This window comes from Vibrio sp. V15_P4S5T153, assembly GCF_963874485.1.
Lineage (GTDB): Bacteria > Pseudomonadota > Gammaproteobacteria > Enterobacterales > Vibrionaceae > Vibrio > Vibrio anguillarum.
In genome coordinates, this window is record NZ_CAWNHR010000017.1 from 761,558 (window position 1) to 773,415 (window position 11,858).

The window sequence follows — 11,858 nt, forward strand, 5'->3', positions numbered from 1 at the left end:
TAGATATGGAAAAGCAAAGCAAGTCTGAATTTAGAAAGGATTTGAGCTTCCTTACCACCAGTGGTGAAAGTTTTGACCCAATGGTGTTTTTGACATCAAATGACCCACTTGATGATGTTTATGCCGTCAGTAGAGATAATCGTAGAGTTATCATTCATACCGTCCAGAGAATTTGTGTAAATAACGAGGCTGCTGGTGGCACCTCAACATCTATTTTGTTGGTGGGTTTTGACCCGATCTCAGAGCCAATCGACAACCTATTCGAAAATATCCTGCTAGCTAGACGACTTTACGACTATTGGCAAAACCTATTCACCAGCAAAGGAAAAAAACCTCCAAAAACCAAATCTGAGATTGGTAAATCGATTATTTATTTGATGATAGTCTCTGAAGAAGAGTACGAAGAAGTTTTGATAGATGGGGTTATTGAGTACTTTGAGAGTAATTTGGGCTTCAAGTATGAGGCTTAGTTAGTAATTTGATAAATTTAGGGTCAATTATTTTATAACAACTATTAAAAGAAAACACCCCAAAAAGAAGGCGCAACTGCTTTTAGAATATGCTGGCGATGAGCATGTGTCGTTTACGCACATTAATGGGTACTATGAGGATAATATCTTTGTTTGCATCTATGCGATCCCTATTCATGTTCGCTCACCCCTACCTAAAGGAAGGGGATTGCGCTCACTCTCGTTCAAGACCTGAACTGTTTCAATTGGTAAATTCGCTTGAGAAAAAGCTAAAGCAAGAAATGCAGAATTCTAAATAGAGCTAACCGAAATTATTTTAAACAGATAAAAATAACGCCCTCAGTTGGCGTTATTTGCATCTTTACTTCCGATAAATCCAAGGGAAGAAATACCTATGAAGATAAGAGCAGAAACGATGTGGCCGAGATTCTGGTGCTTAACCTGTGAAACGCTTAAATCCATGAATAAGAACGTAAATGGTAATACGATTGGCATAAACAATCCAATGGTTAGAGATAGCACTAACTCATTAAATTCATATTTGTACCCTAGTCTTTTTCTGATTTTTGAGATCAAAAAAATACTGCCTATACCGAGCGCCACCAGCCACCAATAGTAAGAGGCTCCAATATCTTGGCTGAAACGAACGGACTCACCACAAAACATTAAGTACGCGACGAAAGTAATTGAAATAACGATTAAAGTAAAAGGGTTAATTCTTTTCACAAGAAACTCCGCAAAGGTTGTCAATTGTGATAACGCTATCTGCCATCTCTGCCATTAGCTTTCTGGAAGATTCCAGATCTATTTGATGCTGGATGTTAAGCCAATACTCAGGAGTAGTGTTAAGAGCTATGGCGAGCCTACTTGCTAACTCAACAGTTAATGAGGTTTTACCATTAATGAGGTTGCTCGCAGTATTTCTGTGAACATTAATGGCTTTAGATAGGTCAGCGATTTTTATGTTCATTGGTTCCAAGAAGTTTTTTAACAGAGTCTCCCCTACACTTCTCGAAGTTGATTTTGAATCAGACATTTATATATCTTAATAAATAATTTATTTATCAATTATCTAATTTAAACAGATAATTTTCAACATACTAATGTGACCATCTTCAATCATTTTAGTTAAAGCCAGCTTCTCAGCTTCGATGAGGCAAAGCACTTTCTCGGCTTCTTTTTGAGTGATTGGGTCACTATCTTTTCTGAAAAAGCATCCATCAATAAGATAATCACCTTTTGCATTACTGTACGCATGGTCACAACCAGGGGGAGTGATAAGGATCTGTTTGATTTCGTCAAAATCCTTTAGGTCTACCCCGATAACAACCTTCACCATGTTCGGCTTAATTTCGATAATTTTCATTTCAGGCTCTCGCGAGATTAACCACCCTCGATACCGAGGGTGGAAATAATCAATAGTGATTGTTTAGCTCGTGACGCATCTCATCACTGTTCAAGCCGAAATGCTCAGCAATGTTCGACAAGCCAAAGCCTTTTACATACCATTCCTTAGCCTGCTTGTGTTGCTCTACTGTAAGCTTGAGAGAAATAATTTTTTCTACATTCGGTAGTTTTTCAAGCTCTTGGATAGAGACAAGTGTTTGATTCGAGATTGGAACTTCAAGCTCAGAATTTGAGTATGCTGGAGCATGATGAATTGCTTTTGGCTCAGTTGTAATAACTAGCACTGAACCGTTGGCTTTGTTGCCAACATCCGATAAATCCGTAAGAGTGATGCTCTCAAAGTCAGGGGTAACGGCTACGTATTGCATACAGAATCCTTTTTGAATTGGTTTATTCTTCACTTGGCATTTCCAAACTTTGATTTAATTATATATTATTAATACTCATAGTCAATAACTAAATAATTAAAAACCTCACTTTAATAAATTATTTGGTTTTACTTTTGTGCTAATTTATGTATAATTATAAAAACAAAGCAGGGTATTTCTAATGACTGAAGCCAATTACTACACGAAGAAAGAAGTGACAGATAACACTAAATTTACAATTGTTCTTGTAAGGAAGTCTGGAGCGTTTCAGCAGGAGTATGGATTTCTTGATGAGTCAGGATGCCTTGTTGGTCTTAAAAGTAGAACAGTGCCTTATATCGCGGCAAATGGCTACACGCAAGCCAGTAACATGATCGAAAAGCTGAAGATTGGAGCTGAGTATAACGCCCTACCTGCGGTTAAAGATTATAGTGGCAGTTACATGGTAGAGAGAGCCAGTGACTACGTTGAAGATAAGCTAACAAGCCAATTACGAGAGCAATTGAAATCATTCCAGGAAGCCATGAGAAGAAATGGTCAATTCACGGGGCAGACATACGAGAATCAAACCTAATTGTTTTTCCCATCAAAGATGGGTTTAATTCAATAAAGCATAAAAAGGCGCACCAATCACTATGGTGCGCCTTTAACGATCTTTGTTCTTCTATTTAAAAATGACTTGTGCAAAACGGTCAATGTTAAATGCAGCATTCTCTCGAAGTTTATGACCACAACCTTTTTTCATTTCATCTGGGAACATTGTTTCCATATGCTTTTTAGCAAGCTCAATGCCCTGTTCTGGAGATAGGTTTTCAGCATATAGAAGTTCAAGCAATGAGTATTCTAGTGTGATTAGAATATCATACAGCTCAGGATCTAGAGCTTTTAGTTCTTCAAGAAGATTGATGCTGTCTTTGAGTGTATGAATATCTTGCATTCGGGTCTTAATCTTAAGGCATCCAACTTGAAAATTGTCTCTGTCAGAATACTCATTTAGAGAGCGTAACAAAAGTTGTTTCACAGTGTTATCTAAAATATGCTCGGTAGATACCAGTACAAAAGCATGAAACTCATGAGCTGCCAGGAACTCTTTGTGTTCGAGAGTTAATGGTAAGTCTTTTGCCATAAGCAAATCAGTTTCTCTCAGAATTCGGATGTTTTTATGATTGATTGCGCCATAATGCGCCATTTCTAAATCGCTATAGATGGCTTTGAACTTAATGATAGAACCCATATCCGAAAGCTCAGGAATAACAGTGCATCGTTGACCAAAGGCATTATCATGCTCAAGCAGTTTTTTAAATGCAGTACACTCTTTGATTTCATCGTCTTCACTCAGGGTAATGCGATACATCATTCCTCTGGTATCGGTGTATAGGTGAATGATGTCATTTGTGTTTTTGCCAATAGCCACCGCAACAGTAATGTTTGGTGTGAAGAGATCGGATTTCAGTTTTTTGTTTTCACTAAAAAGTTCCGATAAAAATTCTGCTTGAGTCTTATCCATTATATTTGCCTGTTAATTTAATTTTTCGAAATTATACCGTTTTCAATCAAGAGTAAATAATTAAACAAATAAAAACCCAGCAACTGTTGCAGGGTTTTAGTGTATTGCTTGTTGCCTGCAACATCTTCACTGTTAATCCAGAAGTCGTATGAGCCTTCACCACGGTGAGGTTTGATTTCAAATGTAGCCATACCGTACTGGTCTGCGATACCGTTAACCGCTAGTTTATGGTCTTGAGCGTTAGATCCTGGTTCGTCACTCTTTGTGATAGTCACAGTAAATGGCGTGTTTGGCTCAAGATTCACACCGCCCTCAAATAAACCAGCGTCCTGGTTGTAACGCGGTGAGCCTTTGCGTTGGTACTTGGCAACAGTGTCGATCTCGATCTTAATTTCCTTTTGTTCGGTGCTGCGTTTATTGATCAGGTATTTCATCACATAGTGACCATCTTCCAAATGAGGCAGGGTAACTGTCTGCATTTGACGATCATCGCGACCACGGCGGTGACAATATTGGTCTGATTGTTGAGAGCCGCTTTCAGTGTTGATTACAGTGTAGTCAACACATTCAAAGCGCATGGTTTCAAAAACGAATTCTGGCGTTGAATCGCTGGTGATATGGTCATAGCTTGAGATGCCTGTGTCAGATGCTGGGTGCATGTATCCCCATAGTTCTGACGCAGAAACAGAAGCTGAAGCCGTAGCCAATACCAGTACGATTGCAGACAGAGTTTTTTTTCATTAAGCACATGCTTTAAGTTGCTATTTACTCGTTTTTTGATTGCAAATAGAAATAACTATTTGCGGTTTAAGCAGCGATTTCTTCTGCTTCTTCATAGGCTCCAGAGGTTTCTGGTGCTTCAGAATCTTTTAAAGCGGCGATTTGCTTTAGGTTTTGCTCAGCTTCAGCATTGTGAGAGTTAATCTCACTCACTTCACCAGCTAGAGAAAGAATAAGTTGCGCAACGGAAACATCCATTGTTAGCTCAATTTCTTGATTGCTTTCAATTGCTTCTGGAGTAACTTGAACCGCCAAAGATGTTACGATGTTACTCATTTTATTTACTTTTTTAGGCGCAAGTCGTAACTTCTTAAGCTTAGAAGTTGTTTTCGTTTTAGGTGCTTTTTTGCCTTGTGTTTTAGCAGCCTGCTTTTCTGCTTTGGCGCGAACCTCTTCTTTAGCAATCGCCAGAGCTGCTTCAGAGCCACATTTACGGATGTTACACCAGGCACTGGTTGCTGAGTATTCACCAGACTGAATCATTGCTTGTAGCTCTACTGGGGCTTTAAGCAGTTGAAGGTAGTTAGATACCTGAGCAGGGGTTGTTCCCAACTCTTCAGCGATTTCAGTTTGAGTCATACCTAATTGCTTCATGCGGTGGTATGCACCAGCAGTTTCCATAGGTGTTAGCTCGCGCCCTTCTGATGATTTAATCATTCGAGAAAGTTGAGCGATCTCATCTCCCTGGACTTCAATAACTTGGATTTCTTCTACGTTAGCGCCCATAGACATCAGCTTTTGAAGTGCGATTGTGCGGTGATGCCCTTCGATAACCTTAAGGCGTTGAACACCGTTAACTTCTACGACAACGACTTCAATTGGCGGAACATACTTACCGTCAGTGTAAGAACGAACAAAACCTTCGACGTGATCTGGACGGATTTCGCGGACGTTGTAGCCCTCTTCGATCCACAGAAGACGCGGGTTGGCTTTAAAGCCACTGATACGCTTAACGTCAACATTACCTTCATTGCTAATCTTGCGTAGAGTTTGGTTTGTAGCTAGAGCGACCCCTGTAGCAGTTGCTGAGGCCGTACCGATTGCCTTCTTAGATTTCGCCATAGTTTGTTCCTTCTTTCGTATTCTTTAATTGAGCGCTACACACGCCTTAATGTTTACCATGATACATAAATCAAGGTATAAGTCAATATTTAATTTCTCTTGATTGATCCGTTTAATTTGATCGTATCCTCTATCACTAGCGCACTTTAAAAAATGCGCTAGATACAGGATTAGCCAGTATTACCAGTGGGCGTTTAAAGTCATATGGTCACTCAAACAAGCTAAACTTGTGCAGTTGTATGTGTGAACTGCTGATTGCAGTTTAGATGATGTTTCACAAGGAAGTTGAACAGCATAAAGAACATTAGAGAAATCAAAACCACCCTGCTCTTCAAGCTTTTCGAATGCCTGCTTAACACTGCTGATGGCAACCTGGTTGCGCTCATCTTGAGAAATCGATAATGCATGTGCAACAAGCTCAGCCATTTCTTCTTCGCTCACGCTGTTACCTGCAAAATCAGGGTTTGGGAATTTAGTAAATGCAATTGCAAAAAACGTTTTGTCGGTATCTGAGGCATTCAGTTCAACAAAATCTGATTTTAGAATGTATTGTTCTTCTACTTCAGGCATGGCATCAGCAAAAGCACTCCATGCTACACAATAATCAGAATAATGGATCCCGTTATCAATCAACTGATTGGCTACAAAGTTTTTGAAAAGAGTGCGTACTACCATTACAAAGTCATAACTTGCTTTGTTTTCCACGTTTAAAGCTTTCACCTGCTTGCACAAGGTGACAAAAGTACCATTTGACAATTCAGTGATTTTGTCCAAATAAGCGCTTTGAGCTGGAGTGAAGGTTTCACCTTTAAGAGCCATTTCATAGATACGATTGTGAGCGATCTCATTGCAAAGCATAGGTAATCCTTAATTGATTTGGTTTACATTATTTATATTCATGATTATACATAAATAGAATGCAGTGTCAATATTTAATAATTAAAAAGGCGTAAACATCACAGAGATTTACGCCCTACCATTATTTCAATCAGTTATTTGTTAGTTGAACAGTCCATTATGGAATGCTTCATTAAGAGCTAGTGAGATTCTTGATACATCTTGCAAGCCGATAAAGTATTTGATGCTACAAAAATGCTTGTAGTCACCCGATTTAGTGTCTCTTGCCAGGATGGAAATTTGCTGCCCTTCATTGTGTCCGTGACCACAAGAAACAACAATATGAGAGTTATGATAAGGGAATAATGCATCAGCTTTGAATTCATCCTGATACTTATCATACCTAACGTACTCAGCGCATTGGTATGCATCCATAACTTCATTGTTTTTGTCGGTTAGCTTAATCTGACGAAGCGCATTCAAGATTTGCTCTTCAACTTCCGTATTTGTGAGAACGCGATCTAAAGTCAGTAATCCTGGCTTTTCAGGATTTGGTTTGTATAGGTTTAGACGAACTTGAAAACTTTAATTGTCATCAAATGACACTTCGTATTCAGTCTTAAAAAGTTGTTTAGAATTCATGGTGGTTCCTCGTTCTCGATTTATGACTCTATCATATCATCATAACTCTGGAGTCGCAACAGTATATAATTAAAACAATTAAATTTTCTCTGACAAACAAGAAAGAGGGTTTAGCCCTCTTTATAAGAATATCAATTGCTCTGAGCAAAAAAAATAAAAGATTGTAAATTCAAACTCGAAGAGTTTGTTATGAATCATTCTAAATGTTATAATTTATTAAAATAAAAAAAGGAAATCATCATGGTTAATATTTCATATTTTGGAAATAAGGCGATTGATTACAAATTGAATGTGTTTGCACAGCTTGAGCTTGAAAAACTTAATAATCTTGAAAACAAAATAAAGCTAGAAAGTTTGAATGAGCAAACAGATGAGTTATCCAGACTACTTCACATAAACCATAATATTTTTGTAAAAAATAAAGTTATTGAGATTCCTGATAACGAAATTTCTGATTGTAATTTGAACAATCTAATAAGAAAAGTTAGGGCTAGGAATGGGGATATGTATTTCGATGATATTGATGAAATCAGAAGACCTTTAACTATAGAGAGAATTAAAAAAAATGATGGATCGGTTTTTGTAGAAATTAAATTTTCAAGTGATCCTGCAACAGTTAGTTTTTTGCATAAACTAAACAGTGAGGGTTTACTAGGTGGATCCGATAGAAAAAACCTTCCAAAAATTGATTCAATCACACCGCCTTTCTTTGTATCTAACAGAAATGCTGTAATGGAGAGTTTTTCTAACGGATCAAATCACATTGATGTTGCAAAAATGATTTGTAGAGATTTTATAAATCAAAAACCAGAATTTGTTAGTATGAACTCAAGCCAAAAGATTCAAAAAAGAACTGAAACTCATAGTATTGATATTTAGTAGTTCCGTCGTAAACCCTCGCTAGATCAGCTCGGGAAGAACCGCTGACTTGTTTGTAAACCATGTATTATTTAAAAACTGAGTTTCATTTCTATATAAAAATGGGTCTATAGTTATAGACCCATATTGATAATAATTAGATTAAAAGTAGAGATAGTAAATCAGAATCCCTGCATAACTCTGCCACACTCAGGTGAGCCATGCCTTAATCCATCCGATATCGCTGGCTTCATATTGTCGATTGCGGTTTGGTATCCTGTGCTTATACCTTGTTGGTTTCCAATTGAAAAACCATTTCTATATGCAGTACGTTGGTGGATTTCTGGGAAAGTCATTTCAACTACTGGTTTGTCTAAAAGGTCTGTGGTTTTGTCAGCTTGATGTTCAACGCTAGCAAAATACTCATCCATTGTTATCATTAACGCCTCCGCATAAGTCTCTTGACGAGTGCTTGTTTAAAGATAATTAAACACTAGCATGGATAATTTACGGAATCAACAAATGGATAAAAAAAATATTATAACAACGGGTTGTTTAGCAATCAATTGATTATATTGAGGTAAATAAGGTATTTTCGAAAATTGATTTATTGTGTTAATAAAGTTAAGAAAGCGATAGTTAATAGCGAATTAACTTAGTTAGAGAATGTTATTTTTATTAAGATGGAAAAATATTTACTTGTTTCTAATAACCTTATCCTTAATAAGTACATTATCTTTATGCTCACCATCTTTAATTATATGTTTTTTGTTCTTTGGTATTCAGAGTATTCATTATTTCTTCTGTTGACCCCTTCAATAAATAGCTCGGAGCCATCTTCAAGAATGGCTATAACGGTCCATTTAAATTCAATTTTATTAATTATCTCCATAGCTTCGTTTTTAGATGCATTGAGGTCACAGCCTATAAGGTTAAGTAAATATGATTCAAAGCGTTTGAATTTACCTTAATCCATCAGATACTGCTTGCTTTAATGAATTAACCCCTCTCACAAATCCAAAATCTTCCCCTGCCTGATTTGCTCATACCTAGAAAATTCGTTAGTATGATGCTGGTGGTTTACCTGGCTGAGAATAAATTAATCGGTCTTGGATTTCCTAATGTGTTATTATTCATTGCAAATAAAAATGAAATAAGGAAAAAGTTATGGGTTGGGCAACCAATTATATTAATGAGCTTAAAGGTGGGAAAACCATCTCATTCCGCCCTCGCGGTAACTCAATGGTGGGAAGTATTTCGTCAGGTCAGCTTTGTACAGTGGTTCCAGTTACGGAAAAAACCGAATTAAGAAAGGGTGATATAGTTCTGTGCTATGTCGGTGGTTCTCAATACCTCCATTTGATTAAGTCAATCAAAGGCAATCAGTATAAAATCTCGAACAATAAAGGGCATGTGAACGGCACAACCACGAGAAAAAACATTTTCGGGCTGTGCGTAAAAGTGGAGTCCTAAAGAATAGAGTTAACAAGCTCGCTTAGTTTAAGGTTGAGTTCTTCACTACTGCTAGCCTCAACATCACCAATCGATTGTGTTGAGTGGATGGTGCCAAGCCGAACACTAAAACTCTTGTTGTCGAATGAGTCAATAAAAACCTCTAGATCAGACTTATCGCACTTAAATGATGCATAGTTCTGATCGATAGACATGTTAAAAGTAAACATGGTAAAGCCTTATAAATTGAATTATTTGTCTTCAATTTATCACTGTAATCAAATAATATCTAGTTCCATAATATCAGAATACAAATAAAGGAAAGCGCTATAATGATAAAATCAACGTACATTTCAAACATTGAAATTGCTAGCTTCGACAATCAGGTTACAGACATTGTTAATGCTTTAGATAAAAATGAGGATGGTAAAGTCATGAACATCGGGATAAAAAACCAGAATGGCGAAATCTATCGAATACTTGATGTTGAGGGGCTTAGTAATTTTATGAGCGCCATTAGTAAGCTAGTCTCTTTGGGGTTAGAGGATGAATTAGTCAACTCAATCTTTCCTTTAAATGGTCTTGATGCCATTTTCTCAAAATAAAAAATATCGCTCCTTATGAGCGATATTTATCTTTGCAGACTTCATTATAGAGGATTAGCTCACAGAGACTAGTCGGCTTTCTGTTTCTTTATGGATTAAGTTAAGTTCATCCACCGTCTCGATCATACTCATCTCGTTAAGAGAGTTAGATATGTCATTTAAAGACTTGTACAAAAGCTGCATATTAAATGTTTGAAACGAGATTTGGATAAGTTGCTTAATACCACATTCTTTATAATTGGCATCATTACCATCTGTAAAATGGTTGTCTAGGTATGAATGTGTCAAAATGCTTTGTAGCTCCTGAGCGACATTGAGCCATTGTACATCAGTCAATTGAACACTACTCAAGATGCTCTTTACTTCCGTTGGTAGCTTCTTATCGTGGAGAGCGCTACGTTGCTCCTTGGTGATTTCAATGCTTGAGTAATCAGCGTTGTACGCAATTAATGGTCTGAAACCTTCATCATGCATGATTTCGTGTTGGGACATGCTGGACTCAGCGAGAGCCATTTTTCTATCGCAAATGTACTTTGTGAGTTTTGAGCTAATGAATTCATCCACACCACCAGCAAAATATGGAATGCTTTTCATCAAAGAAACGTAGTAATCAATTACAACATTGCAATCGGCTCGATTTAAAAACATTCCACCGTTTACCAAAATGTCTTTAACGCGGTCAATAATGTAGTTAAAAGATTTGGTTTCATTTCTTGTTAAAACCTGCAAGGTTTTCAAATCACGCTGATACGCATTTTGGGCAATCTTAATTTTTTCAACATCGCTAGAATTAAGAGTGTTATTGCTGGTTACAAAAGAAGAAAAAGGTAGTTGGTCACTTGTTTCTGCAAGTACCGTATTTCTGAACCACTCATCACTGTTGTCATTTTCTAAAAGTGTATCAGACGCTTTAAGCTTAAGACTTACGGTATCAAACTTATTGCGAAACTCTTGAGCTTTTTTAGCCGACTCGAATTCACAAGCAACATAGTTGAATTCACCTTCATATGAGGGGTGGGTTTTGCTTGTGATTTGGCTAAAGGTACTTGAGAAACTCTCTACAGCTTCTGGGTTTGAAAAGACGTAGATTAAATAAGCCTTTTCAGGTGGCTCAAAGTAAATTTTTAAGCTTGATTGCTTATCAATATTGAATAAGATTTCAGATAGGATGTTAGTTTCTTTAGGCATGGCTTGATCCCTTATAAATCCCGCCCGAAGGCGGGTTTTACCTTAATTATCTGTTTTGAATAAATTCGTATCGAGCTACGGTTTTACCTCTGTGCTCACCAACGCTTACCGTTTGCTTTTCACGCTCTGTTCTTGGGTATTCTGAGTAGGCTTTTGTCTTTCTGTGGACACCACCAATGAATAGCTCTGTACCGTCTACCAGATGAGCGATTACTGTCCATTTGAAATCAATCTTGTTTACAAGCTCGTCAGCTTCAGATTTAGCAGTATCTAGATCGCAATCAATGTTATCTAGTAGGTATGACTCAAAACGCTTGAATTTGCTATTGTGTTTTTCATCTAAACCTAAAACAAAGTGTGTAAATTCGTGTGCCATCACCTCTTTAAGCTTATTAACGAAGCGTGTTTGTAGGAAAAGAGGGTGAACGCTTACATAGATATCACCATTGCCATCAACATATGCTTTAGCGAAAGCAGATTGATATGTTCCCACTCGTACCGCGCTGTTTACTTGATGCTTCCAGCTTTTGGTCGGAATGGCTTTAGAACATTGTTCAAGAATTTCATTGTGGATTTTCTGGATTTCGTCTAAATTTAGATTGTTCATGGCTTGCTCCTTAACCTCTATGTTTCTAATTATACAGACATTAAGGCCAAAGTCAATAATTTAATAATTAAAAAG

18 protein-coding genes are annotated in these 11,858 nt (G+C 37.3%); 5 read left to right on the plus strand and 13 right to left on the minus strand.

Annotation, left to right across the window (positions count from 1 at the left end):
- Positions 1 to 5: 5 nt before the first annotated feature.
- On the plus strand, positions 6 to 470 hold the full coding sequence (locus AACT42_RS14550; RefSeq protein WP_094131966.1) for a hypothetical protein: 465 nt from the start codon (positions 6 to 8) through the stop codon (positions 468 to 470).
- Positions 471 to 809: 339 nt separating this feature from the next.
- Here the strand turns inward: AACT42_RS14550 and AACT42_RS14555 are convergent, their stop codons facing one another.
- The 4 genes from AACT42_RS14555 to AACT42_RS14570 are packed head-to-tail and all read right to left on the minus strand — an operon-like array spanning position 810 to position 2,245.
- Positions 810 to 1,196, minus strand: coding sequence for a hypothetical protein (locus tag AACT42_RS14555; protein WP_094131965.1), 387 nt, complete (start codon positions 1,194 to 1,196; stop codon positions 810 to 812).
- On the minus strand, positions 1,183 to 1,506 hold the full coding sequence (locus AACT42_RS14560; protein ID WP_094131964.1) for a HigA family addiction module antitoxin: 324 nt from the start codon (positions 1,504 to 1,506) through the stop codon (positions 1,183 to 1,185). The genes AACT42_RS14555 and AACT42_RS14560 overlap by 14 nt, the downstream gene beginning before the upstream one ends.
- Positions 1,507 to 1,542: 36 nt before the next feature.
- The gene (locus AACT42_RS14565; RefSeq protein WP_094182917.1) at positions 1,543 to 1,836 is read right to left on the minus strand and encodes a hypothetical protein; all 294 of its coding nucleotides are present in this window, start codon (positions 1,834 to 1,836) and stop codon (positions 1,543 to 1,545) included.
- Positions 1,837 to 1,885: 49 nt separating this feature from the next.
- Complete coding sequence (locus AACT42_RS14570) at positions 1,886 to 2,245, minus strand: hypothetical protein (protein ID WP_094182918.1); 360 nt, start codon at positions 2,243 to 2,245, stop codon at positions 1,886 to 1,888.
- Between the two features lie 181 nt (positions 2,246 to 2,426).
- Here AACT42_RS14570 and AACT42_RS14575 point away from each other — a divergent pair, with 181 nt between their 5' ends.
- Positions 2,427 to 2,819: a hypothetical protein gene (locus AACT42_RS14575; protein ID WP_094182919.1), complete on the plus strand. Its 393-nt coding sequence runs from the start codon at positions 2,427 to 2,429 to the stop codon at positions 2,817 to 2,819.
- 90 nt (positions 2,820 to 2,909) lie between these two features.
- On the opposite strand, the gene AACT42_RS14580 is transcribed toward AACT42_RS14575, so the two are convergent.
- The 5 genes from AACT42_RS14580 to AACT42_RS14600 form a co-directional block, all read right to left on the minus strand.
- Positions 2,910 to 3,752: a hypothetical protein gene (locus AACT42_RS14580; protein ID WP_094133743.1), complete on the minus strand. Its 843-nt coding sequence runs from the start codon at positions 3,750 to 3,752 to the stop codon at positions 2,910 to 2,912.
- Positions 3,753 to 3,769: 17 nt separating this feature from the next.
- Entirely contained in the window at positions 3,770 to 4,411 is a 642-nt protein-coding gene (locus AACT42_RS14585) for an Ig-like domain-containing protein (protein ID WP_094133744.1), read from the minus strand.
- Between the two features lie 148 nt (positions 4,412 to 4,559).
- Positions 4,560 to 5,594: a ParB/RepB/Spo0J family partition protein gene (locus AACT42_RS14590; protein ID WP_094133745.1), complete on the minus strand. Its 1,035-nt coding sequence runs from the start codon at positions 5,592 to 5,594 to the stop codon at positions 4,560 to 4,562.
- A 180-nt stretch (positions 5,595 to 5,774) separates the two neighbouring features.
- Positions 5,775 to 6,452, minus strand: coding sequence for a hypothetical protein (locus tag AACT42_RS14595; RefSeq protein WP_094133746.1), 678 nt, complete (start codon positions 6,450 to 6,452; stop codon positions 5,775 to 5,777).
- A gap of 141 nt (positions 6,453 to 6,593) precedes the next feature.
- Complete coding sequence (locus AACT42_RS14600; RefSeq protein ID WP_094133747.1) at positions 6,594 to 6,914, minus strand: hypothetical protein; 321 nt, start codon at positions 6,912 to 6,914, stop codon at positions 6,594 to 6,596.
- Between the two features lie 399 nt (positions 6,915 to 7,313).
- On the opposite strand from AACT42_RS14600, the gene AACT42_RS14605 reads away from it, so the two are divergent.
- Positions 7,314 to 7,952: a hypothetical protein gene (locus tag AACT42_RS14605; protein ID WP_094182920.1), complete on the plus strand. Its 639-nt coding sequence runs from the start codon at positions 7,314 to 7,316 to the stop codon at positions 7,950 to 7,952.
- A gap of 161 nt (positions 7,953 to 8,113) precedes the next feature.
- Here the strand turns inward: AACT42_RS14605 and AACT42_RS14610 are convergent, their stop codons facing one another.
- Positions 8,114 to 8,371 carry a hypothetical protein gene (locus AACT42_RS14610; RefSeq protein ID WP_094182921.1) on the minus strand — a complete coding sequence of 86 codons (258 nt, stop codon included), beginning with the start codon at positions 8,369 to 8,371 and terminating at the stop codon, positions 8,114 to 8,116.
- A 727-nt stretch (positions 8,372 to 9,098) separates the two neighbouring features.
- Between AACT42_RS14610 and AACT42_RS14615 the strand changes: the two genes are divergently transcribed.
- The gene (locus tag AACT42_RS14615) at positions 9,099 to 9,404 is read left to right on the plus strand and encodes a S24 family peptidase (protein WP_094131926.1); all 306 of its coding nucleotides are present in this window, start codon (positions 9,099 to 9,101) and stop codon (positions 9,402 to 9,404) included.
- Here the strand turns inward: AACT42_RS14615 and AACT42_RS14620 are convergent.
- Complete coding sequence (locus AACT42_RS14620) at positions 9,401 to 9,613, minus strand: hypothetical protein (protein WP_094131925.1); 213 nt, start codon at positions 9,611 to 9,613, stop codon at positions 9,401 to 9,403. The two genes, AACT42_RS14615 and AACT42_RS14620, sit on opposite strands and share 4 nt — an antisense overlap.
- A gap of 102 nt (positions 9,614 to 9,715) precedes the next feature.
- Between AACT42_RS14620 and AACT42_RS14625 the strand changes: the two genes are divergently transcribed.
- Positions 9,716 to 9,988, plus strand: a complete 273-nt coding sequence (locus tag AACT42_RS14625; protein ID WP_094131924.1) for a hypothetical protein — start codon at positions 9,716 to 9,718, stop codon at positions 9,986 to 9,988.
- Between the two features lie 54 nt (positions 9,989 to 10,042).
- Here AACT42_RS14625 and AACT42_RS14630 read toward each other — a convergent pair whose 3' ends face one another.
- Both AACT42_RS14630 and AACT42_RS14635 read right to left on the minus strand, forming a co-directional pair.
- Positions 10,043 to 11,176: a hypothetical protein gene (locus AACT42_RS14630; protein WP_094131923.1), complete on the minus strand. Its 1,134-nt coding sequence runs from the start codon at positions 11,174 to 11,176 to the stop codon at positions 10,043 to 10,045.
- A gap of 46 nt (positions 11,177 to 11,222) precedes the next feature.
- Positions 11,223 to 11,783 (minus strand): hypothetical protein, encoded by a 561-nt coding sequence (locus tag AACT42_RS14635; protein WP_094131922.1) that lies wholly within the window; start codon positions 11,781 to 11,783, stop codon positions 11,223 to 11,225.
- Positions 11,784 to 11,858 lie beyond the last annotated feature (75 nt).

What these genes read in the sequence shown, in the direction of transcription:
- AACT42_RS14550 (WP_094131966.1), top strand. Translation starts at nt 6, where the DNA reads ATGGAAAAGCAAAGCAAGTCTGAATTTAGAAAGGATTTGAGCTTCCTT.
- AACT42_RS14630 (WP_094131923.1), bottom strand. Translation starts at nt 11,176, where the DNA reads ATGCCTAAAGAAACTAACATCCTATCTGAAATCTTATTCAATATTGAT.
- AACT42_RS14585 (WP_094133744.1), bottom strand. Translation starts at nt 4,411, where the DNA reads ATGCACCCAGCATCTGACACAGGCATCTCAAGCTATGACCATATCACC.
- AACT42_RS14575 (WP_094182919.1), top strand. Translation starts at nt 2,427, where the DNA reads ATGACTGAAGCCAATTACTACACGAAGAAAGAAGTGACAGATAACACT.
- AACT42_RS14615 (WP_094131926.1), top strand. Translation starts at nt 9,099, where the DNA reads ATGGGTTGGGCAACCAATTATATTAATGAGCTTAAAGGTGGGAAAACC.
- AACT42_RS14580 (WP_094133743.1), bottom strand. Translation starts at nt 3,752, where the DNA reads ATGGATAAGACTCAAGCAGAATTTTTATCGGAACTTTTTAGTGAAAAC.
- AACT42_RS14625 (WP_094131924.1), top strand. Translation starts at nt 9,716, where the DNA reads ATGATAAAATCAACGTACATTTCAAACATTGAAATTGCTAGCTTCGAC.
- AACT42_RS14635 (WP_094131922.1), bottom strand. Translation starts at nt 11,783, where the DNA reads ATGAACAATCTAAATTTAGACGAAATCCAGAAAATCCACAATGAAATT.
- AACT42_RS14590 (WP_094133745.1), bottom strand. Translation starts at nt 5,594, where the DNA reads ATGGCGAAATCTAAGAAGGCAATCGGTACGGCCTCAGCAACTGCTACA.
- AACT42_RS14560 (WP_094131964.1), bottom strand. Translation starts at nt 1,506, where the DNA reads ATGTCTGATTCAAAATCAACTTCGAGAAGTGTAGGGGAGACTCTGTTA.
- AACT42_RS14620 (WP_094131925.1), bottom strand. Translation starts at nt 9,613, where the DNA reads ATGTTTACTTTTAACATGTCTATCGATCAGAACTATGCATCATTTAAG.
- AACT42_RS14570 (WP_094182918.1), bottom strand. Translation starts at nt 2,245, where the DNA reads ATGCAATACGTAGCCGTTACCCCTGACTTTGAGAGCATCACTCTTACG.
- AACT42_RS14605 (WP_094182920.1), top strand. Translation starts at nt 7,314, where the DNA reads ATGGTTAATATTTCATATTTTGGAAATAAGGCGATTGATTACAAATTG.
- AACT42_RS14595 (WP_094133746.1), bottom strand. Translation starts at nt 6,452, where the DNA reads ATGCTTTGCAATGAGATCGCTCACAATCGTATCTATGAAATGGCTCTT.
- AACT42_RS14565 (WP_094182917.1), bottom strand. Translation starts at nt 1,836, where the DNA reads ATGAAAATTATCGAAATTAAGCCGAACATGGTGAAGGTTGTTATCGGG.
- AACT42_RS14610 (WP_094182921.1), bottom strand. Translation starts at nt 8,371, where the DNA reads ATGATAACAATGGATGAGTATTTTGCTAGCGTTGAACATCAAGCTGAC.